Origin of the sequence: Mesorhizobium caraganae (assembly GCF_016836705.1) — a bacterium.
GTDB lineage: Bacteria > Pseudomonadota > Alphaproteobacteria > Rhizobiales > Rhizobiaceae > Mesorhizobium > Mesorhizobium caraganae.
In genome coordinates, this window is record NZ_JAFCGY010000029.1 from 16,526 (window position 1) to 39,191 (window position 22,666).

Annotated in this window: 34 protein-coding genes and 1 pseudogene; 16 read left to right on the top strand and 19 right to left on the bottom strand. The window is 61.3% G+C overall.

From position 1 onward, the window contains the following. The first annotated feature begins 24 nt into the window (after window positions 1-24). The 3 genes from JQK88_RS28940 to JQK88_RS28950 all read left to right on the top strand — a co-directional run bounded on the left by JQK88_RS28940 (window position 25) and on the right by JQK88_RS28950 (window position 1,659). Window positions 25-729 carry an RNA polymerase sigma factor gene (locus JQK88_RS28940; protein WP_312037345.1) on the top strand — a complete coding sequence of 235 codons (705 nt, stop codon included), beginning with the start codon at window positions 25-27 and terminating at the stop codon, window positions 727-729. An 83-nt stretch (window positions 730-812) separates the two neighbouring features. After that, entirely contained in the window at window positions 813-1,337 is a 525-nt protein-coding gene (locus JQK88_RS28945) for a DUF4142 domain-containing protein (protein WP_192251446.1), read from the top strand. Window positions 1,338-1,347: 10 nt separating this feature from the next. Further along, a complete protein-coding gene (locus tag JQK88_RS28950; RefSeq protein ID WP_192251449.1) occupies window positions 1,348-1,659 on the top strand; it encodes a cupredoxin domain-containing protein in 312 nt (103 codons plus the stop codon). Here the strand turns inward: JQK88_RS28950 and JQK88_RS28955 are convergent. Next, on the bottom strand, window positions 1,635-2,519 hold the full coding sequence (locus JQK88_RS28955) for a crotonase/enoyl-CoA hydratase family protein (RefSeq protein ID WP_192251451.1): 885 nt from the start codon (window positions 2,517-2,519) through the stop codon (window positions 1,635-1,637). The two genes, JQK88_RS28950 and JQK88_RS28955, sit on opposite strands and share 25 nt — an antisense overlap. Before the next feature lie 85 nt (window positions 2,520-2,604). Between JQK88_RS28955 and JQK88_RS28960 the strand changes: the two genes are divergently transcribed. Then, a complete protein-coding gene (locus tag JQK88_RS28960; protein ID WP_192251453.1) occupies window positions 2,605-3,195 on the top strand; it encodes a TetR/AcrR family transcriptional regulator in 591 nt (196 codons plus the stop codon). Here the strand turns inward: JQK88_RS28960 and JQK88_RS28965 are convergent. After that, window positions 3,192-4,418, bottom strand: a complete 1,227-nt coding sequence (locus tag JQK88_RS28965; protein WP_203280216.1) for an anion transporter — start codon at window positions 4,416-4,418, stop codon at window positions 3,192-3,194. The two genes, JQK88_RS28960 and JQK88_RS28965, sit on opposite strands and share 4 nt — an antisense overlap. Before the next feature lie 654 nt (window positions 4,419-5,072). Next, window positions 5,073-5,318: a hypothetical protein gene (locus JQK88_RS28970; RefSeq protein WP_192251457.1), complete on the bottom strand. Its 246-nt coding sequence runs from the start codon at window positions 5,316-5,318 to the stop codon at window positions 5,073-5,075. A gap of 273 nt (window positions 5,319-5,591) precedes the next feature. Here JQK88_RS28970 and JQK88_RS28975 point away from each other — a divergent pair, with 273 nt between their 5' ends. Further along, window positions 5,592-5,879 carry a hypothetical protein gene (locus JQK88_RS28975; protein ID WP_246501551.1) on the top strand — a complete coding sequence of 96 codons (288 nt, stop codon included), beginning with the start codon at window positions 5,592-5,594 and terminating at the stop codon, window positions 5,877-5,879. Between the two features lie 67 nt (window positions 5,880-5,946). Here JQK88_RS28975 and JQK88_RS28980 read toward each other — a convergent pair whose 3' ends face one another. Continuing rightward, on the bottom strand, window positions 5,947-7,242 hold the full coding sequence (locus JQK88_RS28980; RefSeq protein ID WP_312037347.1) for a sensor histidine kinase: 1,296 nt from the start codon (window positions 7,240-7,242) through the stop codon (window positions 5,947-5,949). Between JQK88_RS28980 and JQK88_RS37235 the strand changes: the two genes are divergently transcribed. The 6 genes from JQK88_RS37235 to JQK88_RS29005 all read left to right on the top strand — a co-directional run bounded on the left by JQK88_RS37235 (window position 7,126) and on the right by JQK88_RS29005 (window position 10,028). Then, window positions 7,126-7,587: a hypothetical protein gene (locus JQK88_RS37235; protein WP_312037349.1), complete on the top strand. Its 462-nt coding sequence runs from the start codon at window positions 7,126-7,128 to the stop codon at window positions 7,585-7,587. The genes JQK88_RS28980 and JQK88_RS37235 overlap by 117 nt on opposite strands. Before the next feature lie 38 nt (window positions 7,588-7,625). Then, window positions 7,626-7,922 carry a hypothetical protein gene (locus tag JQK88_RS28985; RefSeq protein ID WP_203280217.1) on the top strand — a complete coding sequence of 99 codons (297 nt, stop codon included), beginning with the start codon at window positions 7,626-7,628 and terminating at the stop codon, window positions 7,920-7,922. A gap of 149 nt (window positions 7,923-8,071) precedes the next feature. Continuing rightward, window positions 8,072-8,239, top strand: a complete 168-nt coding sequence (locus JQK88_RS28990; protein WP_192251461.1) for a Thivi_2564 family membrane protein — start codon at window positions 8,072-8,074, stop codon at window positions 8,237-8,239. A gap of 100 nt (window positions 8,240-8,339) precedes the next feature. Beyond that, on the top strand, window positions 8,340-8,546 hold the full coding sequence (locus JQK88_RS28995; protein WP_312037346.1) for a hypothetical protein: 207 nt from the start codon (window positions 8,340-8,342) through the stop codon (window positions 8,544-8,546). A gap of 133 nt (window positions 8,547-8,679) precedes the next feature. Continuing rightward, the gene (locus JQK88_RS29000; RefSeq protein WP_192251463.1) at window positions 8,680-9,138 is read left to right on the top strand and encodes a GFA family protein; all 459 of its coding nucleotides are present in this window, start codon (window positions 8,680-8,682) and stop codon (window positions 9,136-9,138) included. Between the two features lie 332 nt (window positions 9,139-9,470). Then, a complete protein-coding gene (locus tag JQK88_RS29005) occupies window positions 9,471-10,028 on the top strand; it encodes a hypothetical protein (protein WP_203280219.1) in 558 nt (185 codons plus the stop codon). Here JQK88_RS29005 and JQK88_RS29010 read toward each other — a convergent pair. Continuing rightward, a complete protein-coding gene (locus tag JQK88_RS29010) occupies window positions 10,025-10,294 on the bottom strand; it encodes a hypothetical protein (RefSeq protein WP_203280220.1) in 270 nt (89 codons plus the stop codon). The genes JQK88_RS29005 and JQK88_RS29010 overlap by 4 nt on opposite strands. Window positions 10,295-10,462: 168 nt before the next feature. Here JQK88_RS29010 and JQK88_RS29015 point away from each other — a divergent pair, with 168 nt between their 5' ends. After that, window positions 10,463-10,657, top strand: coding sequence for a hypothetical protein (locus JQK88_RS29015; protein ID WP_112562371.1), 195 nt, complete (start codon window positions 10,463-10,465; stop codon window positions 10,655-10,657). A gap of 74 nt (window positions 10,658-10,731) precedes the next feature. Here the strand turns inward: JQK88_RS29015 and waaF are convergent, their stop codons facing one another. From waaF to JQK88_RS29080, 13 genes and pseudogenes are all read right to left on the bottom strand, one after another. Further along, complete coding sequence (gene waaF, locus JQK88_RS29020) at window positions 10,732-11,754, bottom strand: lipopolysaccharide heptosyltransferase II (RefSeq protein WP_192251471.1); 1,023 nt, start codon at window positions 11,752-11,754, stop codon at window positions 10,732-10,734. Next, entirely contained in the window at window positions 11,751-12,692 is a 942-nt protein-coding gene (locus JQK88_RS29025) for a glycosyltransferase (RefSeq protein WP_192251474.1), read from the bottom strand. The genes waaF and JQK88_RS29025 overlap by 4 nt, the downstream gene beginning before the upstream one ends. Before the next feature lie 431 nt (window positions 12,693-13,123). Further along, the gene (gene msrA / locus JQK88_RS29030) at window positions 13,124-13,642 is read right to left on the bottom strand and encodes a peptide-methionine (S)-S-oxide reductase MsrA (protein WP_203280221.1); all 519 of its coding nucleotides are present in this window, start codon (window positions 13,640-13,642) and stop codon (window positions 13,124-13,126) included. A gap of 68 nt (window positions 13,643-13,710) precedes the next feature. Continuing rightward, window positions 13,711-14,034, bottom strand: a complete 324-nt coding sequence (locus JQK88_RS29035; RefSeq protein WP_203280222.1) for a hypothetical protein — start codon at window positions 14,032-14,034, stop codon at window positions 13,711-13,713. Window positions 14,035-14,038: 4 nt separating this feature from the next. After that, complete coding sequence (locus tag JQK88_RS29040; protein ID WP_203280223.1) at window positions 14,039-14,230, bottom strand: hypothetical protein; 192 nt, start codon at window positions 14,228-14,230, stop codon at window positions 14,039-14,041. After that, the gene (locus tag JQK88_RS29045) at window positions 14,215-14,454 is read right to left on the bottom strand and encodes an ABC transporter permease (RefSeq protein ID WP_203280224.1); all 240 of its coding nucleotides are present in this window, start codon (window positions 14,452-14,454) and stop codon (window positions 14,215-14,217) included. Before JQK88_RS29045 ends, JQK88_RS29040 begins: the two co-directional genes overlap by 16 nt. Window positions 14,455-14,550: 96 nt before the next feature. Beyond that, window positions 14,551-14,754: a Pam3-gp28 family putative phage holin gene (locus tag JQK88_RS29050; protein ID WP_203280225.1), complete on the bottom strand. Its 204-nt coding sequence runs from the start codon at window positions 14,752-14,754 to the stop codon at window positions 14,551-14,553. Then, on the bottom strand, window positions 14,751-15,452 hold the full coding sequence (locus JQK88_RS29055; RefSeq protein ID WP_203280226.1) for a glycoside hydrolase family 108 protein: 702 nt from the start codon (window positions 15,450-15,452) through the stop codon (window positions 14,751-14,753). The genes JQK88_RS29050 and JQK88_RS29055 overlap by 4 nt, the downstream gene beginning before the upstream one ends. Before the next feature lie 158 nt (window positions 15,453-15,610). Next, window positions 15,611-16,555, bottom strand: a complete 945-nt coding sequence (locus tag JQK88_RS29060; RefSeq protein ID WP_203280241.1) for a glycosyltransferase — start codon at window positions 16,553-16,555, stop codon at window positions 15,611-15,613. Between the two features lie 992 nt (window positions 16,556-17,547). Next, a pseudogene (locus JQK88_RS29065) lies at window positions 17,548-18,198 on the bottom strand (phage terminase large subunit family protein); the annotation flags it as partial. Window positions 18,199-18,746: 548 nt separating this feature from the next. Beyond that, window positions 18,747-19,421: a terminase large subunit domain-containing protein gene (locus tag JQK88_RS29070; protein ID WP_376740468.1), complete on the bottom strand. Its 675-nt coding sequence runs from the start codon at window positions 19,419-19,421 to the stop codon at window positions 18,747-18,749. Beyond that, on the bottom strand, window positions 19,381-19,755 hold the full coding sequence (locus JQK88_RS29075; RefSeq protein ID WP_246501554.1) for a hypothetical protein: 375 nt from the start codon (window positions 19,753-19,755) through the stop codon (window positions 19,381-19,383). Before JQK88_RS29075 ends, JQK88_RS29070 begins: the two co-directional genes overlap by 41 nt. Then, on the bottom strand, window positions 19,748-20,164 hold the full coding sequence (locus JQK88_RS29080; protein WP_192251504.1) for a hypothetical protein: 417 nt from the start codon (window positions 20,162-20,164) through the stop codon (window positions 19,748-19,750). Before JQK88_RS29080 ends, JQK88_RS29075 begins: the two co-directional genes overlap by 8 nt. A gap of 342 nt (window positions 20,165-20,506) precedes the next feature. On the opposite strand from JQK88_RS29080, the gene JQK88_RS29085 reads away from it, so the two are divergent. The 4 genes from JQK88_RS29085 (at window position 20,507) to JQK88_RS29100 (ending at window position 22,184) form a co-directional block, all read left to right on the top strand. Then, the gene (locus JQK88_RS29085; RefSeq protein ID WP_192249202.1) at window positions 20,507-20,947 is read left to right on the top strand and encodes a Ros/MucR family transcriptional regulator; all 441 of its coding nucleotides are present in this window, start codon (window positions 20,507-20,509) and stop codon (window positions 20,945-20,947) included. A 140-nt stretch (window positions 20,948-21,087) separates the two neighbouring features. Continuing rightward, entirely contained in the window at window positions 21,088-21,282 is a 195-nt protein-coding gene (locus tag JQK88_RS29090; RefSeq protein WP_192249198.1) for a hypothetical protein, read from the top strand. A gap of 193 nt (window positions 21,283-21,475) precedes the next feature. Continuing rightward, window positions 21,476-21,745 carry a hypothetical protein gene (locus JQK88_RS29095; RefSeq protein ID WP_192249196.1) on the top strand — a complete coding sequence of 90 codons (270 nt, stop codon included), beginning with the start codon at window positions 21,476-21,478 and terminating at the stop codon, window positions 21,743-21,745. Between the two features lie 133 nt (window positions 21,746-21,878). After that, a complete protein-coding gene (locus tag JQK88_RS29100; RefSeq protein ID WP_192249193.1) occupies window positions 21,879-22,184 on the top strand; it encodes a hypothetical protein in 306 nt (101 codons plus the stop codon). Between the two features lie 45 nt (window positions 22,185-22,229). Here JQK88_RS29100 and JQK88_RS29105 read toward each other — a convergent pair whose 3' ends face one another. Beyond that, window positions 22,230-22,583: a hypothetical protein gene (locus JQK88_RS29105; protein WP_192249190.1), complete on the bottom strand. Its 354-nt coding sequence runs from the start codon at window positions 22,581-22,583 to the stop codon at window positions 22,230-22,232. Window positions 22,584-22,666 lie beyond the last annotated feature (83 nt).

Consider the following 22,666-nt stretch of genomic DNA (forward strand, 5'->3'; position numbering starts at 1 on the left):
AGCGTCTGGCCAGGGAGAGCGGTCGTGACCAGGAAGTCAGCAATACAAACTGTCGCGGTTTCCGCGCCCGGCGACATGCTGCTTGTCCACCGCGCGATGGCGCACGAGGCGGATGCCTTCCGCGCCATCATCAAGACGCACAACCAGCGGCTCTACCGCATCGCACGCGGCGTCGTGCGCAACGACAGCGAGGCCGAGGACATCGTCCAGGAGGCCTATGTCCGGGCCTTTGCCGCTCTGGCGACGTTTCGTGGCGATTCTTCCCTGGCGAGCTGGCTGTCGCGCATCGTCATCAACGAAGCGCTCGGCCGCTTGCGCAAGAGGCGGCGTACCGTGGCGATGCCTGAAAGCCAAGAAGCGCAAATCATCCAGTTCCCCCTCAACCCAAGTGACGATCCGGAGCGGACGATGGCGCAGCGGCAGATTCTCAAGCTGGTCGAGCGAGCGACCGACAATCTTCCCGATGTCTATCGGACAGTCTTCATTGCCCGCGTTATCGAGGGCCTGAACATCGAGGAAACGGCTGATCTGCTTGGCGTGCGGCCCGAGACCGTCAAGACCAGATTGCACCGGGCGCGTGCCCTGGTGCGCAAGGCGCTGGATGACGAAATCGGCCCGGTGCTGCTTGATGCCTTTCCCTTCGCGGGCCGGCGTTGCGAGCGATTGACCGAAGCGGTCATGAAGCGGCTCGGCTTGCAAGGCCGATCTTCGGCCTTCGCCGATTCCTAGGGAACGTTTCTTCCCCTCCCGCATCCAATACGCGTCAACCCAGATGAAGCCCGCCGCCTTCGCGGTCGGGCAAAGGAGATGCCATGTTTACTCGACACATAGCCGCGCTCGCCACCGTGCTGCTGATGGGCACGGCCCCGCTGGCGCAGGCTGCGGACAAGCCTACCGATCCGCAGATCGCCCATATAGCCTACACCGCGGGCACGATCGACATCGAGGCAGCCAAGTTGGCTATCAAGACGTCAAAGACCAAGGAGGTTGTCGATTTCGCCAAGGACATGGAGCGCGACCACGAGGCGGTCAACAAACAGGCACTCGACCTGGTCAAGAAGCTCAAGGTGACACCGGAAGACAACGCCACCAGTCAGGCGCTGAGCGCGGCAGCGAAAGAGGAGCGCGCCAAGCTCGCCAAGCTCGAAGGTGCCGCCTTCGACAAAGCCTATGTCGAGAACGAAGTCGCCTACCACAAGCAGGTCAACGGCGCGCTTGAAACCCTTTTGATCCCATCGGCCAGCAATGCCGAGTTGAAGAGCCTGCTGGAGACGGGCCTGAAGATTTTTCAGGGCCATGAACAGCACGCGGAGCATGTTGCAGGTATGTTGAAGTAAGGACAAGTCCATGTCGAAACGGCAGCTGTGGATTGCACTGGTGCTGGTCTTCGGGACCTCACCCGTGCAGGCCGAAACCATTCAGGTCACCATCGACAAGCTCGTCTTTTCGCCAGCCACCGTCGAGGCAAAGGTCGGCGACACGATCAAGTGGGTGAACAAGGACGTGTTCGCCCACACGGCTACCGTCAAGGGTGGCTGGGAAGTGATGATCCCGCCGAAGGCAACAGCGAGCCTGACCCTGCAGAAGGCGGAAGCGGTCGACTATTTCTGCCGCTTCCACCCCAACATGAAAGGTCATCTGGCGGTGACGGCGCCCTGATCCCGTTCTGCAAGCCGGTCCTGCTGCGTTGACGCTCGCCTGGCTTCATCCGGCCGGGTGATGTGCGTCCACGAGCCGTCACAGCCCGGCTGGCGGCGTGCGATCCAGGCATCCAGCCCTTCGCGCAGATCAGCGGTCGGGGCCATGCAGGCGAACTGCTCGGCCTCGACCAGCAACCCCTCCGCTATGCTGTGGTTGAGGCCGCGCGCCACCGCGGTGAGGATCGCGGCAATTGCCGCCGGGGAGTGCGTGACGATGCGCCGGGCGAGATCGAGCGCGGCCGGCATCAGCTCCTCGTGCGGCACCACCTGGTTGACGAGGCCGAGTTCGAGGGCGCGCGGCGGCGGGAACCAATCGCCGGTCAACAGCAGTTCGAGCGCCCGCTTGCGCCCTACCAGTCTCGGAAGCCGCTGCGTGCCACCGAAGGTGGGCGGCATTGCGAGGTTGATCTCAGGCTTGGCGAACAAGGCGCGGTCGCTGGCGATGGCGAGCGGCACGGCTTCGGTGATCTCGCAGCCGCCGCCAAAGGCGATGCCGTTGACGGCGGCTATGACAGGTTTGCGAAACGCTTCCAGCCTTGCCGTCAGCCGCTGTCCGCGCATGACGAAGTCGCGCAGCGCGACGTCGGCGCCGTTGGCCACGCTGCCCGAGAATTCATGGATGTCGCCGCCGGCGGAAAAGGCGCGCTCTCCTGCTCCGGTGAGGATGATGGCGCGGATGGCATCGTCGGTCTCGATCGCATCGAGGATCGCAAGCAGGCAATCGATCAGCGCATAGTTCAAGGCGTTGAGTTTTTCGGGGCGATTGAGTGTGAGGATGGCGATCCCGTTGCGGGCCTCGGTCAGCACAAGTTCGGTCATGTCTGTTCCCTTCCCTTCGTTTGTCGACCGAAGTGGATCAGGTTTTCGATTGCATGTATATTCACTAGGCGGTATACATAGCATCATGCCTGAAGCTGAAAGCTCGACCCGCAAACGCATTGTCGATGCCGCGACGAAGCTCTTCTATGCGGAAGGTATCGGCCGCGTCAGCGTCGACGCCATCGCCGAAAAAGCGGGGCTGACCAAACGGACGCTCTACTATCATTTCAAGAGCAAGGACGATCTGATCGCCGCCTACCTCGATGGCCGCGACCAGCCCAATCTGAAGCAGATGGCCGGCTGGTTCGAGACGGCCGAAGGCGGTGCCGACCGCAAGGTCGAAGCGATCTTCGCCAATCTGGCGCGGGTGGCACGCCATCCCAAGTGGAAAGGATGCGGATTCCTGCGCACGGCCGCGGAGCTTGCCTCGATGCCCGGACACCCAGCGGTCAAGGCGGGGTCGCGACACAAGGCAAATTTCGAAAAATGGCTGGCGGCGGAACTGTCGGCCCACAGCATCGCAGCGCCGCATATGCTGGCGCGCGAGATCATGCTGCTGATGGACGGCGCCTTCTCCAGCATGCTGATCCACCACAACCCCGACTATATCAAGGCGGCCGGGCATGCCGCTGCAACGCTGGTTCGGGCACGGTTGGTGTCAGCGACCATCTCCTAGAAACCAACAGCCAGCCAAGCCGTGCCGGCAGCGAGGGTTAGCAGCGTTAGCGGCACGCCGACCTTGAAGAAAGCTGAGAAGGACAGCTGTTTGCCGGCGGCCCGCGCCTGCTCGGCGACGATCAAATTGGCGACCGAGCCGAGCAAGGTGAAATTGCCGGCCAGTGTCGAGCTCATCGCCACCACCAGCCAGGCACGCTCCGGGTTTTCAAGGCCTGGTATGAACGGCCTCAACGCCAGCACCGCCGGAACATTGCTCATGATGTTGGAAAGCACAGCGGTGAAGCCGGACAGCCGCCAGACATCGTCCAGGCCAAGGTTCTTGGCGGAAGCAATGATATCAGGCGTCAGCAGTGTTTTCTCGGCGCCAGCCACGACAATGAACAGGCCGGCGAACATGAACAGCAACGGGCCGTCAATCTCGCGGTAGATGCGTGACGGTTTGATGGCGCGGGTGAGCAGCAGGATGGCGCCGCCGATGAGTGCTGCCTTGGCTACCGGAACGCCGGCGAAGAACGCGACCGCCAGGCCTATGCAGACAATTACTGCCTTCAGCACCTGTCCGGGCAGCATGCGGCCGCGATAGACTTCCGGGCTGAGTTCGGCACTGCGCGCGAATTCGGTGCGGTAGACGACGCGCACGATGACGATAACGGCGACAAGGCCAAACAAGGCAACCGGCGCAAGCGCGGCCGAAAAGGCCGGATAGGAAATTCCCGACAGCGCGCCGATGACCATGTTCTGTGGATTGCCGGTGATGGTGGCGACGCTGCCGCAGTTGGATGCGGTGGCCGTGGCGATCAGATAGGGGATGGGATTGCGGTTGATGACGCGGGTGACGTGGACGACGATCGGCGCCATCACCAGGCAGATCGCGTCATTGACCAGGAAGGCCGACAGCACGCCGGTCAGCAGCGTCACCATCACCAGGAGCATGAAAGGCGCGTGCGCGTGCTCGATGGCGTAGGCGCCGAGCGCCCGGAAGGCGCCCGAGACCTTCAGATGCGCCACCACGATCATCATGCCGAGCAGCAGCGTGATGGTGTCGAAGTTGATGGCGCGATAGGCATCTTCCATGCTGAGCGCGCCGATGGCGATCATCGCAGCACCGCCGAGCAAGGCGATCCCTGCCCGGTCGAGACGCAGGCCCGGGATGCGGCCGATGGCGACGCCGGCATAGGTCAGGATGAGGATCAGCAATGCCGCCGCGCCCATCAATGTCATTGGCAAATCATCCTGTTCAAATAAACCGACGCCGGAACGGATCCTTCCCGCTCACGTCTTCAGCCATGCAGCTTTTAGCGTCGCCCCAGAAAAGCGAAAGCGTCCATGGAGATCCGAGTGTGAAAATTGGCGGGCAAATCGTGGTGCGGAGAGCAAACGGAGCGAGCCATCTGTGGCGGGTCCCCGCACGTGACAGACCATCGCGAAACTCCGCCGTCGCCTCGTTCGTGACTTATATGGTTAAGTTCTAATTCAGGCTTTTCGGATATAGATGGCGTAGCCGTATTTCGGCCTGGGGTTTCCAGATGGGCCAGAGTCTTGAGAGAGAGTGCCGCGCTTCGGAGAGGGAAAATCTGCTGACCCGCCCGATGGAATGTCCGCTCTGCCGCGGCGCCCGCAAGATCTTTGTCTGCGCAAGATGGATGGGTTCGAACGGTCATTGCTGCCCCGGGGGAACCCACCGGCTCAGCTGCCCGGGCCACAGTGTCGTATGCCTGGAGTGCGGTGAAGGGGAATTTTGAGCGGAACGGTCAACCCCCAGGGACACCCAGAAATTCCCGTTCAAAAGTCCCGGAAACGCAAAAAGCCCGCCCCGGCGAACCGGAGCGGGCTTGCAACCATGATAGCGGCAGTTTCAGATGAAGCGACTGGTTGTTAGTCGCCAGGTTGTTCGCCCGACGATCCGTCCCCATTCGCACTGCGTAGAATTCCAAAGTCCTGCGACTTCACTCCTTGCCCGGCTGTCAGGAATCCGTCCGCGTCCAGACCGCGCCGCAGCAATTCCCGCACCGCGGCCGAACGGCTTGGCATACGCTTTTCAAAGCGCCAATTTTCCAAGGCAGACAATTCCTCGGCCGTCAGCATGATCTGCAGTCGCTCGGGTCGTTCCAACTCGGCCATTCGCGCCTCCAATCGCTTGGACCAGAAATACCATGAGTTAGTATGTGTCACACTAACAGTACAGTTAGGGGTCTCCGCATAGCGCGTCAAGAGCGACCGATAGGCAGGTCACACTCAAGACGTGCTATGATAATGAAGCGTCGATTGCGCAACCAACGCTCTATACTAACTGATTGATTTGTATGGTGATTTTCAATATTTTCCTTGTCATTTGAAAATACCAGGCGCATCTTGTTTCGTGAGGGACAGCCCACTCCTGGAAAGGAGGCTTCCATGCGTTACGGATATTCGGCCCAATTAAGAGAAGACCTCAATTCACGGGTTCTGGCCGCCCTACGCTCCCATGGAATGGTCAACATCGCCGTGGTTGCCGAAGAAGTGCGATTGCGCAATCTTGACGAGAACCTCGCTCTCGAAGACGTCGAGTTGCTTGTGATGCAGGTGGCCCAACTCTACGGCGCAGCGATGGAACTCGATGGCCTGGCCGCCGTCGAGGCGGCGCGATTTACATCGCTTCCCAACATTCGGCGAGAACTGTCTGGCATTGACAGTCTTGGATAACCGCACCGCGCCGCCTGCCCTGTTACAGGGATAAGGCGTGGCCGCCGACGCGACCCACGCATCTTTGTCAATCGAGTACGATGTCGGCGAGAGAGGCTTGAACGGAGCGTAGCGGTGCTTCGAGCGTCCAGACAAAACCTTGTTCCCTGAAGTCCATCAGTCCGATGCCGCCGAGCGCCTGTGGTGCAACCCGCTTGAGGACGACAGATCCAAAACCGCGGTGCGTGGTCCCCCCCAGGCTCGGCCCGTCAAGCTCACGCCATATCAGGCGAAAGATATCGGTGCCGTTGGCTCCCGGTGTCGCACTCCATTCGATTTCGACACGTCCGCGGTGGCGCGACAGCGCTCCGTGCTTTGCCGAATTGGTGGCCAGCTCATGGAAGGCGATGCCCAGATACTGGACGGCATTTGGCTGAAGTGTGATCGCCGGTCCTGCCACCGACAGACGATCGGGCTCCGCGAACGCTTTGAGCTGCGCCTGGATCAGGTCGCCGACCGTGGCGCCCCGCCATTCCGCGTCGACCAGGAGATCATGGGATTGCGAAAGCGCCGTGATGCGCTCTCGCACCTGTTCAAGGAAAGCTGCCGGCGTGCCCGCCGATTTGCTGGTTTCGCGGATCATCGAAATGATCACCGAGTATTGGTTCTTCACGCGATGGTTGACTTCGCGCATAAGCAGACGGATACGTCCCTCGCTCTCCTTGTGGGAACTGATGTCGCGCGCGATCTTGGAAGCTCCGATGATCCGCCCAATGCCGTCGCGGATCGGCGAGATGGTCAGCGATACCGGGACGAGGCTGCCGCTCTTGCGCATGCGCACGGTTTCATATGATGGCACGCGCTCGCCGGCGCGTATGCGGGAGATGATCGAGGCCTCCTCGCCGAGGCGATCGAACGGAATGAGCATCGTTACCGGCTGGCCGATCGCCTCGGCCGGCGTATAGCCGAACAAATGTTCGGCGGCATCGTTCCAACTAGTGATGATGCCGTTGATGTCCTTCGAAACGATCGCGTCCATGGACGACTCGACAATCGCGGCAAGTCGCATGCGGGCCTCGTCGGCCTGCGTCTGCGTGCGCATATCGAGCAAGGTGTTGATGGCGCCGATAATGTTGCCCGATTCGTCGCGAAGCAGGCGCGGGTGGGCTTTGAATGGAATGAGTTCGCCGTCCGGCCGCTCCGCAATCGCTTGATCCCACGGGATATCGCGTCCTTCAAGCATGGAGATTGCCATTGGGCACTCGCCATGCGCCATCGGCCGGCCATCGAGATGTCGCAGCTTCCAGGAGCCGCACCAAAGGTCTCTGCCTATTACAGGACGGTGCCCCCACAGATCAGCCGCGGCCTCATTGAAGAACGTGATGCGGCCCTGTGTGTCGATGGTGTAGACGGCAACGGGCAACGCTTCCAACAAATGGGCAGCGGAGACTCCTGGAATTCCAGGCTCCAGCTGTTGGACGACATCAGCATATTCCCCTGCCACGAATTCCCCTACACGCTCGATTTTTGCAGCTTGCTGCCACAGCTGAAATGCACGCGCGAGGTTTCGGTTCCCGTCGCACCCTCAGAGCGACCGTCGTTCTCCTGCGGAAGGGCGATTGCCTACGCGGGCGGCGTCGATTTCGGGGCTCGCGCAAAACGCCGACCACCAAGCGCAACCCAGGTCAACTTTGTCGGAACCTTCGTCAACCCGAGCGGTTCCCCCTAGGTCGCAATGCGGCGAGTTTCGAAAAATGGAGAAACACCATGTTTATGAAAATCCTTGCAGCTTCAGCCCTTACCGTCGGTCTGGCGACCTCGGCGATGGCGCAGAGCGCTGACGGTGGTGGCAGCGGCAAATCGGTTGTGGTCACGCCCGATCCGGCCGATCCCAACGCCGTTGATCCGAGCGCAACCTACAGCACCAACGGCATGAACGGCGCGCCAAACTCGAATGCCGATGAAAACTGTGCCGCCAGCCCGCAGGGCGCCCAGCCCGACGCCAACGCTAAGTCACCGGGAACTGTGTCGCCAACGGTGAACGACAACAATTGCGGCAAGTAAGCTGCGATCGCCATCAGCTTAAGGCCGCGGAACGGAATTTCGCGGCCTTGCTGTTAACCGGTCAGCCTCGCACCGACAGGAACCAATCAACAGCGAGAGCGTTTGCCGCTGCGTACTTTGTTCAGACCTAGCCAAACGGAGTGAGGGACATGGCTTCATCGCTACTTATCGGCATTCTGATCACCTTTCTGGTGATCATCCTTGTGCTCTATCTCGTTCAGCGCCTGCCTCTCGACGGCCGCACGAGACAGATCGCGCAGATCGTTGTCATCATTATCGGCATCATTTCGTTGCTGAAATATCTGGCGGTGTTCTAGAATAAGGACCGCTATGAGATTCCAAAGGCTCGTATGGATCGTCGGAACAGCGTTGTTTGTCGCAACAACCACGGCCTACGCTCGACCGGACACGCGAACGATGACCTGCGAGGAGACACAGCGCCTGATCCAGAGCCATCACTCGGCCGTGCTGACGACAGGCCGCAACACTTACGATCGCTACGTTCGTCAATTTGGCAACGACTGCGACTGGCCGGAGGTGCCGGTTGCCGCCTCCGCTCCAACACGTGATGGACAATGCCGCGTCTATTGGTGCCGGGAGCCGGTGTTCGACTTCCCGAACTGACGGAGCCAACTGCGCGCGCCAGCAAATGCACTGCGCGAGGCAACGCGGAACCCTTGCGCTCCGCGTGAATTGATTCTGCGCATGGCGCTGCGAGGTGTAGCGGTGTGATGCCCAACAAGACGGAGGAGCGGTCATGCCCAATGATACAAGGCGAAGCGGCAGCTGCCTTTGCGGCGGCATCCAGTTTTCGGTGACGGGAGATCCCTTTCGGATTGGCCTTTGCCATTGCAAGGACTGCCGCAAGGCCAGTGGGTCGACTTTTTCGGCGTTCGCGGTGTGGCCGCTCGAGGCGTTTGAAACGACGGGTATCGTCAGCAGCTATGGCGACAGAAGCTTTTGTCCAACCTGCGGCGGCCGGGTCCCGCTGGTTCGTGAGAACGAGGTGGAGGTGACAATTGGCAGCCTCGATGAGGTCCCCACCGAAGGACTGGAGCCCAGCTATGAGCTGTGGATCAACCGCCGCGAACACTGGTTGCAACCATTGCCCGGCGCCCGGCAGTTCGAGCATGACCGGGTGGAAGACGGGTCGACAAATGATGGCCTGACAGCTGAACCGGTTTCTGAAGGCGCTGAAACGCCGTTATCTGCGTAGTGTACGCATCGCAGAACCTAGCCAGTCGAAGCGCAAAAAGGCCCGCCTTGCCTCGAGCCAAAGGCGGGCTCGACGCTCGCTGTCTTTTTGTAACCGGCAATCGATTTACCGGTAGCGGGTCAGCTGGAATTCGCCTTGCGGTTGCAGGGCGACGCTGGTTTATTTAAAAACGAGAGCTTAAGACCACGTCTTATCGTTACGCCAACTATGCTGTCCAAGTATGTTTGGCGTGACGCAAAGAAATCTTGCCAGCTCGTACAAAAGGACAACTTGTTTGTTTCCTTTTTTGTTACATAGTGTGGCGAATCTTGAAGCCGAATGAGGCGGTTTTCATGCAGTCAGCGCGCATGGGTCGCAGTCCGCACGTGCAATATCCACCGATTGATGGATTCTGGACCTGGGACATCAAGCGTGACCGCGTTTACGGCGACGCCAATCTTTCTGACTATTTCGGGCTGACGCTCGAAGAGTTCTCGCACGGCGTATCCATGGAAAGATGCATGCAGAGCATCGACGCCGAAGATCGGCTGCGGGTGCACATCGCGATCCGCAAGGCGGTTGAGCGGAGAGCGGGGTTCAGGGAGATCTATCAGGTCCGCTCAGACAAGATGGGGCTTCGCCGGATAGTGGCGGTTGGCCAATGCTATGTGGACGGTCAGGGAGAAGCGGCCTTGTACCCCGGCTGGTTCATCGATCTGACCCGCAATGTCGATTCGGGCGAGACAGCACTTCGCGAGGTCCACCGCCATATCGAACAGGCCAAGGAGATCTCACAGTCGATAGGACAGGACCTGCTGTTCTATCTTCTCGAAAATGCCCAGGAAGAGGCGCAGCGACGCCTTGACGGCAGGACGATGAGGCGCAACTCGGCTTGGAGCAGACCTTGTTAGCTTTTGCGGGCAATCTTACCGCGACCGCGGACTTCAGCCGTCACCATGCGAGCAAAATGGCTTTGAGGCGAGCGGCGCTCCAGCAAGCTGGCGCGCTCAAGAGCAGCGTCGCCGTAAAACTCGACCAACACCGTCGCTGCGCTGGCGGCGTCGACCCTGAGCCGGCCAAGGTCGGCGTGTCCGTCCCGGCTGGACGACACGCTGCCGGCGATGACATCCATCATGGCCTGCAACTTGTCGGGGGAACTGCCCTCGTCTTCGTGCATCGTCGCGGTCCGATTGGCGGCGTAAAATATCGACATTTTCGCAAAAAGTGCAATAGGGTCGTTGATCAAGCGCTAATACAACCTGATACAGCTCCACCGTGAGCTTCACCGCAATCTTCATGCAAGCATAGTCAGCGCACAGTTCATGCGCAGACATTGGGGGCACCGATGAACCAGCCGAGCAAGATGGAGAACCTGCAGTTCGCGCAAGGGATACTGCGGGAACTTCGGCAGAAAGCCGAAGCCGACGGCGAGAAGCTTCTGACCTATCTCATCGACATGGCTTACCTTGAAGCCAGTGATCGCATTCGCGCGCATTGGGTCGGCAATCACGAGCCCGAAAGCCGCAGGGCCAAGGGGTAAAGCCGAAACGGAGCGATGGCGGCGCCCTCACGGGCGCGTTTTGGATCAGGCGCCGGAGGCCATCCAGACCACCGTCAGTTGTGAATACCGGCTGAAAGGCCAGCCAGCACCTCCCTCACCCGGGTTTCGCTGATCCCGCGCGTATCCTTGACCCAGCTGGGCGTCGAGAGCGGCGGCTCGATAAAGCGAACATGGCTGTTTACCGGACCGTGCACGTAGGGGCGATTTAGCCCGTAGATGAGCGCACATGGGACGTTCAGGGCAGCGGCGGCGTGCGAAATGCCGCCGTCAACCCCCAGGAACATGGTCGACGCAGCGATCTGGCACATCGCATCAGCAATCGATGGGGTCGAGGTGAAGTCGGTTGCCTCAGGGATGGCGGCGCGGATTTTTACAGCACCGGCGCGCTCGCGCGGTCCGCCGACAATCCAGATTGCCCAGCCGCGATCATGGTGGTCTCTGGCCACCGAGATGAAGCGCTCTATGGGCCACGAGCGGAAATTTTCGATGTCTGCCGTATAGAGCGCCAGCGCGGGCCGGCCGGCATCAATCTTGTGGCGTTGGCGCCATTCGCCCAACTCGGCCGGATCGACCACAAGCCGGGGCGCTGGCCATTCTGTCCCCGCAGCCGGCTTTTCGCCAAGAGAGGCAATCGAGCAGACCTCCTCGAAGAGCCGCGTCTTGCGCGGGCCGAAAGCCCATAGATGTGCCAGCCAGCCGGCCGGGAAGCGATTGAGGAGGCCGAATTGCAACTCCTGCGGATAGCCGATGCGCTCCTCAATGCCGGCCATAAACGCCATCAGCGCCGCCTTGGTGCTGCTGGTCATCAGATAGGCCGTCCCGTAGTTCTCCTTTCGCAACTCGCCGACAAGGCGGCCGCGCTCTGCAAAACCGGGCCGCTGATGGCGCTTGGCAAGCGCCCAGCCTTTCCTGACATGCGGCATCAGGCGCGCCAATGGTGCCGCGACCGGCGAGGTGACGACATCGATGGGGCGACCGGGAAATCGCTCGGCAATGATCTGGATGGCGGAGTGGCAACGGACGAAGTCGCCGACTGCCGGAAAGCCGACGAAGAGGATTGGATCGGTGGTCGTCAAGGAAGCGCTTCGCCGTCAAGGATGCGGGCATAGAGATCCAGATAGCTACGCGCCGCTTTCTGAATCGGAAATCGCGTCGCAGCCGATTCGCGGCATTGCTGAGGCGTAAGGTCGGCGACGGCTTCGAAAGCGGCCGCAAATTCTTCATCGCTCTCGAAGAAGCGGCCGCTGTCTGCATCGACGGTCTCGGGCAACGCGCCTCGCGGAGTCGTCAGCACTGGAGTGCCGCACAGCATGGCTTCGACCGGTGCGTTGCCGAACGGCTCCTCCCAGGCGATCGGATTGAGGAAGGCTCGCGCCTCGCCGAGAAGGCGAAGCTTGGGCTCGCCGTCAACGATGCCGTGGAAACGGTATCGGCTGCCAAGGCTCTTGAAAAACAAACCTTCGCGGCGAGTCTGACTTCGGCCCAGCAGCTTCCAACGCGAGCCACCGGCGATATCGAGACCGAAATCGAACTTTTTGGCGAGATCGACGGCGCGGTTGAGGCCTTTGCTCGATCGCGCAATGCCTGCGAGAAACAGCAGGCGGTCGCCCTTTGCCGTCGACAAACGATAGTCGTCTACCGGAAAGCCATTGTAGACGAAGGTCTTGCGCCCATGCTGGCGGGCATGATTGGCGCTGATAAAGCTCCAGTTCGCAACCGGCATGGGCTGGTCCGGCATAAAGCCGCGCTGTGTATTCAGCGTTGGAAATGGCACTTCAACCGGCCAGCTGTGCGTGTGGACGATTTGCGTGTCGCGCGGAATGGCCGCCCGGCATTCGGCATCGGTTGAAGCGTGCCGGACTTCGAAGAGCGGATGGCTGGAGCCAGGACCGGCGACCACCACGACATGGTGGCCGAGACGAACCATCTCCGTTGCCAGCCATTCGACCTGACGCTGAATCCCACCGTAACCCCGGCAGGGTATTACGCCCTTCAAAACGAGCGTCACCCGCATTGATCTTGCCTCACAGTCCTCTCAAAGACGGTTCAGTTGCGTCACGGGCTTGGCATTGTCAAGGTCACGCCGGAATCGCGAAAAGCCTCGCCCACTGTCAGTGTTGCGCCTCTATCACCGGGTTACGGAATCGTTAATCAGCGCTTGCTACTATGCCGAATGACCAAGAATCTCGGCAATGCATCCAGGACCATCCCCAGGCAACAGCTAAAGAGGTCCGCCATTGATCGGCTGGCGCCTGCCCTGTTTCCGCTGGTCGTCGTCGCGCTTGGATACATGATCGGCCGGCAATTCTTCGGCTTCTAGGCCAATCCTCTCCGGATACGCTCGCGGCGGAAACGCCGCGAACAAACGCAAAAAAACGCCACACCCTTTCGGGTGCGACGCTCTCAGCTCTAAACCCATACCGGTATCGGCCGTTTGTGGCTGCGTTACGAAGCGGCCTTTTCGCGGACCGGAAGCTTCCAGCCCGGCCTGACAAAGTGGCAGGTGTAGCCGTTGGGATATTTTTCGAGATAGTCCTGGTGTTCGGGCTCGGCCTCCCAGAAATCGCCCACCGGAGCAAGTTCGGTGACGACTTTGCCGGGCCAGAGCCCCGAGGCATCGACATCGGCAATGGTGTCTTCGGCGACGCGCTTCTGCTCGTCACTGGTGTAGAAGATCGCCGACCGATAGCTCATTCCGACATCGTTGCCCTGCCGGTTCCTGGTGGTCGGATCGTGGATCTGGAAAAAGGATTCGAGCAGCGTGCGAAAGCTGATCCTGGCCGGATCGAAAATGATCTCGATGGCTTCGGCATGGGTGCCGTGGTTGCGGTAGGTGGCATTGGGCACATCGCCGCCGCTGTAGCCGACACGGGTCGAGATCACGCCGGGATAGCGCCGGATCAGATCCTGCATGCCCCAGAAACAGCCGCCGGCAAGCACTGCACGTTCGGTGGACGTCGCCATATCATACCTCCTTTGGATTGCTCCTTAGGTAGGCATTGTCGCTGGCTTCTTCCAGCACCTCAATTGCGTCACTTGTCGACAGCCGGCCTGAACCGCCGCACGATCACCTCGAAGACGATGTCGGAAATCCACATGGCCGAGACGCCGATCAGGAAGGCGGCGGCAAGTGTCGTGGTGTCGTCGGCGGGATCTGGAATGGGCATCCCCGTCGCCTTGAACCAGGCAACGGCGGGCAGCGTCAGATAGGCCGCCGCCAGCGCCCCGCAGATCGGCGAAGCGATCATCTCGCGCAGCTTATAGCGATGGCGTGACAGCGCCCGCAGCACGCCGCCGGCCAGTCCGGCGGCGACGACGGGGCCCTTGATGCCAAGCATGTCGAAGAGGTCGTGCATCGGCTTAAGGCCTCCACCCGCAAAGCTTTTGTCCCTTGCGGTTGTGCGTCAAAAGCGCTCTCGCCTCGGCGTCCGACAGCGCATCGACGGCTTTGGCCGACAGGCGCAGCGGGCTCGAGACCGTGCAGAAGCCGCCCGAAGCCGTCGTGCAACCGGCCAGCACCACAAGCAGCGCAAGCATCAGTCCTTTGCCCATGATTTCAGCTCCTTTCGAACAGCGTCCGCCGGCAGTGCGCCGATATCGTTCTGCACCTGGTCGGCGACCGCGCGCGCCGCGGTTTCAGCGGCCGCCTGTCTGCCGCGCTCGGCCTTGGCGCCGGCCAGGCGCTGGTGAAAGCCCCAGCAAAGGGCGGCGATGACCGATGCCAGGAAGCCCAGCAGCGCCTTGTTGCCGAGCACGACGGCAAGGAGCGCACTCACAGCAGCCACCCGGCCACGAGCCCGGCCGCAAAGCCGATGGCATAGGGTTTGGCGGCTTCGAGATAGGCGATGAGCAGTTGTTGCAACCCTTCCATGTCAGTGCGCCCAGGCGAATTTGCGGGAAAGCCAGTGCCAGGTCTCGGTGACCGAGGCGATGGCAAGACCGGCGGCGACCTCCAGTCCCGCCTGGATGTCGGGATCGGAGGAAAACGCTGCAGCGTCGTCGGCGCCGAGCAGGCCACGCGCGACCAGAACGCCGGCGCCGTAACGCAGGCCGATGCGAATGAGGACGGCGATCATGTCGAACTCCTTGCGAAAATGGATTTCAGGATCTGAAGCAGCGTGGCCCAGAACGGCAGGCGTTCGACGGGAGGCGCAATGGAGGCCCCGGCCGGCGCAGGCGATGGCGTAGAGCCGGGTGCGGCGGATGGGCCGGGCGGATGTTGTGGCCCCCATGGATCCGGCGAAGGTGCCGGAGCGGGCCGAGGGGCAGACATCAACAGCGCCTGGGAACGGACCGACCGGACGCGGTCGCTCCAGCCCTTGCCGAAAACCGGCCAGGTCGGAAGCCGTCGCAGGAATGCCAGGCGGGCGTCGCAGAGGTCGTCGATGACGGCGCCCGATGGCCTGGCGCCGACAGCCCTCAGCGTGGCCGGGCCGATCCTGCCGTCCTGCACCGCACCCACCGCCGCTTGCAGATATTTCGCCGCCCTGCCCGGCCCGCTGTTCACGGCGAAGTCGAACACGGCATAGTCGACGCCGCCGGGAAGCTCGGCGCCGGCCACGGCGTCCCAATAGAAGCGGCGATAGACGGTCGCCACCTGCTCGCCGCTGATCTCTCGCAGATCAGCCTTGCTGGCGTCCGCCTTCACATAGCGGCGGAAGTTGGCAAGCGTCACACCCTTCATGGTGGCGCCGCCCGGATCGGCTGGATTGTCGGACCAGCCGCCTTCCGATTTGAGGACGAGCGCAAGCGCCCGCGCGAAATTGCGGTCCATGGGAGTGCCTCTTTGGGTTGTGGGATTTAGCTAGGCGAATTTAGCTGGTCACAAATCAAACAAAGGAGACGAGTGTCTCGCTAACCTAACCGAGCAGACCGGCATGTCGGTCCCCCACCACAACGCTTCCTCACAGGATAGGAGCCGCTAGACAGGGTTCACGGAAGCGTTTCGCCATCGAGGATGCGTTTATAGAGTTCCAAGTAGGCCTTTGCGGTCTTCTGGATCGGAAACCTTTCGGCAGCTGATTCACGGCATGTTCGCGCGGAAATGCTGTCGATCTCGTTTAGAACGTGAGCAAAATCCTCATCGGTTTCAAAGAAGCGCCCGCTCTCTGCATCGACCGTTTCTGCAAGCGCACCCCACCGCGTGGTCAGCACCGGGGTCCCGCATAGCATTGCTTCGACTGGGGCCATGCCGAACGGCTCTACCCAAGAGATCGGATTAAGGAATGCACGCGCCTCGCCGAGCAATCGCAGCTTCTCTTCGCCATCGACGGCACCGTGGAAACGGTAGCGCCACGACAAGCTCTTGAAGAACAGGCCGTCTTTCCGGGTCTGGCTGCGCCCCAGCAACTTCCACCTCGATCCACCTGCAATATCGAGCTCGAAGTTGAATTTCTTTGCCAGACCAACGGCCCGGTTGAGGCCCTTCCCGGCCCTTGCTATGCCGCCCAGAAACAATAGCCGGTCAACTTTGCGATCTGCGAGCCGATAGGCATCTACCGGGAAACCGTTATAAACAAACGTTTCTCGGTTATGCTGATGCGCGTGACTGGCGCTGACAAAGCTGAAATTTAGCCCCTCCCTCGGGGCGTTCGGAACATAGCCGTGCAGGGTGTAAAGCGCACGATATGGGCTCTCTACATCATACCAGCCATTGAAATGCACGATGTCAGTATTGGCAGGGATCGCCGCCAAGCATTCCGCTACTGACGCCACCTGCCGGACCTCGCAACGCGGATGGCTTGATCCCGGGCCGGCAATCAGCGTGATTTGATGTCCGAGAGATACGAGTTCGCTGGCCAGCCAATCGATTTGCCGCTGGGTGCCACCGTAGCCTCTAGAGGGTATTTTGCCTTGCACCGCAATAGTAATATGCATTTCCAAGGTTTAGACCGTTGCCCATATTTGGCAAGCTAGGCCCATGCCCTCACAACGAGTTTCCAGCTAGCGTTCGTTATATCGTTAAAACCGGCTCCAGCCTTGTTGAGGATTTTGATTGAGCCAGCAGCGCTACCAAGCCGTACATTCAAATTGGTCGCGTCCGGCACAATGCTAATAGCTTGAACGGTCGCATCAGTTGTATTGAGAGCGGGGTTAATGGGTATCTCATCACCAACCGCGTACCCCGAATTGGCCGTAGTACATTGGATGAAGGCTACATAGAGCGGCGGCTTGACCCCAAGTCCATGGGCAAGGATGAGAGAGCCGCCGGCCGTGAGCGTTTGTGGGGCGCTCTCGAACGATTTGGTAAACGGTAACGTCCCCCACTGTGGGGCTGACCCGCCGCTGTTCATTAGAAGGGCCTGACTTGCCGTTCCCTTGGCGAGGCGCCCCCAAGTTCCCACACCTGTGCCGTAGATAAGGTCTCCGGCAACTGCCGCGCCGATGCCGGTCAATGCAGTCAAAACCGCTGACGCAGCCTGATAGACTGAAGAAATACCAGCGATAGCTGTCGCGACAAACCCCGTCGTCGCAAGCTGCGTCGTGTTGGTGCCTGGTGCCGCCGTCGGTGCGGCGGGCGTTCCCGTGAAGGTCGGGCCAGCCTTTGGCGCGAGGCTCGACACCGCGACCCCGCTGTCCTTGGCTAGCTTGCCCGTCGTACCGTTGAAGGTGGCGATGTTGTCGGCGATCGCCGAGGCCGGGCCGGCGATCAGGTCGGTCACCTTGATGCCACTATCCTTCCCCACCTTGCCCGTCGTGCTGGCGAACGTGACAATGTTGTCGGCTACCGAAGACGCAGGCCCCGAAAAATCCCCCGTCCCTGTCCCGTCGGCGCCCTTGTCGCCGGCGCGGTCGAACATCAGCCAGATGCCATTGGCCGTCGTCGGTAAGGTGCCTGCGCCGCTGACATAGGCGAGCGTCAACTTGCGGTAGCGCGTCGCCGCCATCAAATCGTCGCGCAGCTTGACCACCTGGCCGTCCTTGCGGTGGTAGAGGCGGAATTCCTCGAACCAGGACAGCAGCGTCGAAAACACCTTGAAGCGGCCGGATTGCATGCGGTCGAGCATCTCCATCAGCCCGGCCTCGACCGAGACCGAGCCGTCAGCAAAGCGGGCGTGGCCGGTGAGCATGTTCAGCCCGTGCGCGGCATATTGTTTGGCGAGCGCGGTGCCCGCCCCTTCCAGCGTCTCGCGCCGGCCGTCGCGCGGCCAGGCCCAGGGCAGCCATTCGCCCCAGGGTTTGAGCGCCAGCGCCTGCATGGCCGGCGTCTGCTGCGAAGCGCGCGACGCCTTGGTGACATAGACGACATCGGCCTCCGTATCCCAGGCGAGCTCGACAGCGGCCGACGGATGATCCCAGCCGAAATCGAGCGCGCCGATCCGCGGCCAGTAGCGCGGCAACCGGAACGGCTCGCAGGCGATCAGCTCTTCGGCAATCGGAAAGATGCGGCCGGAGCCCAGCACCGGGATGCCGCGCGCACGTGCCTCGCGCTCATGCTCGGGATAGGCGGCAATGATCGCGGCGCGCTCGTCCGGCGAATAGTGCCCGGCATCGTCGATGGTCATGAAGGTGACGTGACGGGACATGCCTCACCTCGGTCATTGATGGCCAGGAAGGGTCAAACCAATCTTGCCGGATCTGCGTCTGTCGGTCGGCGGCCAATGGCATTCTTAACGGGACGCTAATATACGTAGACACTCCAACGAGCAGCGCCTGCCGGATGCTTGAGGAATGCCATGCGAAGATTCATCTTCACGGCGATGTGTATCGCTGCCGCGACGGCCGCTAGCGCCCACGATTGGTACAAAGACAGGATTGACCCACAGACGAAATTCAAGTGTTGCGGTGGTTCCGATTGCCGCGCCATACCTCAGTCTTCGGTGCGGCCCAGGATCGACGGTGGTTACATCTATTTGCCGGATAATTTCATCATCCCACCGGACCGCGTGCAGGAATCCCCAGACGGCCAATACCATATCTGCGAAGGTACCTACGTCATAACCAATCAGCTGTATTTGCGTTGCTTCTTTGCGCCTCGTGTAAAGATCTCTCTGCTTCTTCCGCGTTGAGGTAGATACCGGGCGTCGCTGCGGCAGCACCGGCGCCCTCCCCTGCGGGAGGCTCTACGTCACCCCCCCGCCCTGCCCTCCACCTCCTGCGCCGACAAAAACCGCAACACCACATCACTCATGCCGAGCAGCGGTGTAAACGTGACGATGGTGATGCCGCCCGTGGCGTTGGTGCGGGTCAGCCCTTCGGAATAGATGTCGAGCGGCGGCTCCTCGTCGAACCAGACGCCGTGCAGCGTTTCGCCCTGCCACTTTTCACGGCCCTTCTCATAGCTCTTGAACGACAGCACGGACTCATCGGCTTGCACGTCGCCGCCACCGCCCCAGCGCACCACGATGCTGTCGAGCGCGCCGGGCGCGCCGCGGCCCATGGTGGTGTGCACAATGGCGTCGGCGGGGATCATGCCGGTGCCCCAGGCGGCCTGCTGCTGCGGCGGGCCGACCAGCACGCGCTGCGGGTTGTCGCGCGTGCCCTCGCCGGTCACGCCCGCCGCCCATAGCCGCACGGCGGCGTCGAAGGTCTTGCCTTGCCACCACTGGGGATAGCGGCCGGTGAGGTGCATGGCCCATTCGGCGCCGCCGGCTCTGGTCTTGCCGAGCTGGTTGCCGGCCATGAACAGCCGTTCGCGATTTTTGGCGCCGGCGGCGTGAAACTCGGCCTGGCGTTCATACGGCGTGTAAGATGCAAGCAGATTAGTCCTGCGTCTTCGGTCCAGCTCCTGCAGCAGCGCCAGATAGTGGCGGCGCGCCGTCCGGTTGGTCGCCGAACGGACCGAGGACGGCTTCGAGGCCGCGGATACGGCGGCGGATCTCGTCATCGCTCAGGGTTTCCAGATGGTCGAGGGAGACATGTAAATCCTTGGGAAGCACCGATTGCACGATCTTCAGATACTGGTCGGGCTTGTCGGCCCTGACCGCGGCAATCACACCGGCGCCATGGGCGCGGAAATCGGCGCGCATAGCGTTGAGGAAATCGTCGCCAAGCGTCTTCTTCGTCCGCTTCGTTGTGGCAGTGCCGGCTGGCGCCTTGCGGCCAGGGCGCGCACGCGGCGCCGTCCGGTCAGCCATGATCCTGAATCCCGGCGGGCTCAGCCTTGCTGGCGACAACCTGCTTTGCCGGTCTCGTCCGCTTGATTTTGCCGGGCTTGCGCCGTTTTGCCTTCGCCGGTTTCCGGGTGGTCTTGCGGTTGGCCGCATCAGCGGCATCGGCCGGCGCTTCGCCCCTTTCGGCAGGCGCACCTTTCAGGCTTGCCCTGACAAGACCGATCGCGCTTCCGTCGTGCGCGCCGCGCGGAAAGCCGAAGTCGCCGATCGCGTCGACGGGACCGCCGCGGATCATGCCGATCAGCACGCCCGGCACGACCGGCTCGACGCGGCCGACACGCGCCTGCGGGGCAGTGCCTTCGAACAGGCCGATGGCGCTGACGAGCTCGCGGCCGTCATCGTCGGTGATGATGGTGGCATAGCGGTTGGACATGGGCTTCTCGCGGATATTGCAGAATGAACCGAGGATAGCGTTCCTTCGCGCCCCCCTCTGTCCTGCCGGCATTCGATATCGGAACCTTGTGGGCATCAGAAAAACAAAACCCGCCTCGGCGGCGGGTTGCTGGCGCAAATCAGCACCATGGAGAAATGATACGATAGCTGCCCTCATCCGTCAATAGGAAATAAGAAACAATTCCTATATCGGTCAAAGACTCAGCGGTGTTAGCGCTACCATATTTATCGTCAAGTCATATGCATATGTGCTAAAGTGCCATGCCGCAGGGGAAGTTTGTCTGATAATTTGTTCTTTGGCATCAAGGGGGCAACAGAGGCCATGTCTGACGACAAAATTCGAAATATAAATTTGACCGCCGACATCGTCGCGGCCTTCGTGCGCCACAATTCGGTGCCTCCGGAAGGTTTGCCGGCGTTGATCGAGAGCGTCAACTCGGCGCTCGCGGCCGTGGACAATCCCGTTGCGCCGCCGCAACCGGCACCGGAGCCCGCCGTCAATCGCAAGCGCTCGGTGACGCCGAATTTCATCTTCTGCCTCGAGGACGGCAAGAAGTTCAGGTCGCTGCGGCGCCATCTCGGCTCCGCCCATGGTATGACGCCGGAGGCCTATCGCGCCAAATGGGACCTGCCCGGAGACTATCCGATGACGGCGCCCAGCTACGCCGCCAAGCGTTCTGAGCTGGCAAAGGAATTCGGGCTCGGCATCAGAACAGAGGCTCCGGCCGCCAAAGCGCCGGCCAAGCGCAAGACCAAGGCGTAACGCGAAGTCCCTGCGCCGGTAAGCGATTCCAGGAACAGCGCGGATCGTCTTTTCCTGGGGAATTGCGTCAAGACAAAGAGATGGAGCGGTTCGGCGTTTAGGTGAAACGGTGAACCGCGCTATCCGTCCGGAGGACGATCATGGTGGCCGACGAGCCCAATGACGTTCGTGTCGAACGCGTCGGTCGCCGCCAATGGGCGGTGCTGGTTGCCGAGAATGGCACGGTGACCCAGCGCCTGTTTGAAGCCCAGGAAGCGGCCGAGGATTTTGCTGATGGCGAGCGGACAAGGCTCGGCCTGCCCGCAAGGCCGCCGGCAGAGGATCCGCTGGCCTGAGTGAGCTTCAACCGCGGGATATCGCCCGAAACAAAAAAACCGCCTCGGCGGCGGGTCGTCGGCGCAAATCAGCACCATAGTCAAACCATAGCATAACTGCCTTCAGCCGGCAATCGCGGCGGATCGCAGGGCGCGGCTGGTCATTAGCTGGCGCTTATGGAATCATTCCGCTCCGACTCGGGGAGAATGCAGCATGGACAAACCAGCCATGGCATCCGTGTTCAGGATGCGGCATGCGCCAGCCACTGTTTCGGGCGTCCGCAGCGTCGGCCGGGGCCAGGCCGATCCGGTCATCGGCAGAAGGCCGCTTGGCGAGGCGATCCGCTTCGTCATCGACGCCCACCCCCATTACGACATCAGCGCCGTCTCGATCGCCTTTGGCGACGGCTCGGCCCCGCGCCTCGGCAGCAGGGAGGTCAAGGCGCTGTGGGCCGAATATGGCCGTCGCTGGATGGAAGAGTAGGACCGGACTACGCCTCCCTCTGGATCGGAACAGGCGCTCATGCGTTGACGCTGGAGTTTTGTTTACGCAATTCCGGACGGAAAACCGCTTCACACTTTTCCTGGAATTGCTTTAGCCAATGGGAGCAAACGCCATGAATGTCGCCAATCTGCAACTCGAAGGCCTGCTGATGGCCGTCGCCTCGATCAACCAGGTTCTGGTCCGCAAGGGCGTGCTGTCGGTCGAGGACATCGACATCGCCTTGCGCAAGGCCGAGGCCATCGAAACCGGCGAGGAACGGTCCGGCGGCATGTCGGAGTCCAGCCGCGACGCCGTCAACTTCCCGATCCGGTTGCTGGAACTGGCCAATCAGTGCCAGCCGGAGACGGACATGCCTTCCTTCTCGAAACTGGCGCGCATGGTCGGCCAGATGAAGGAACCCTACAACGACCAGCGGTGAGGTTGCGCTACCCGCGGCCGTGACCGGCGCGCGAGGCGGCTGATCTCAATACCGTCCCTGCAGGATCTTGATGAGCTTGCTGTTGTCAGCGCTGGGCGACAGCATCTTGCGATAGTCGGCGTAGGTGATCTTGCCATTGGCCAGCGCGTTGAAGAGCCGGTTGCAGAAGGCGGTTTCGTATCTTGCCGGGCTGACATTCATGAGTGCCGACAAATTGTTCTTGTCGGACTGCGAAGTGGTTCTTTCGTCGGCGACGCATTCGTTGATGACAGAGCGCTTGGCGGCCGGGCTGCCGAGTGTGACAGGTATGGTGTTGAATTCGCTTTCCGACATCGAAGTACAGCCGGCAAGCAGTGACGCGCCGACAAGGACGGCAGCAAAACGCATCGCTATGTTCATGAATTCCCCCTTGGACCTGTCACCGTGCTTATCGCGGCAAAACGCGCAAGTACAGTGACAATATCGTCGTATTCGGCTGCGAA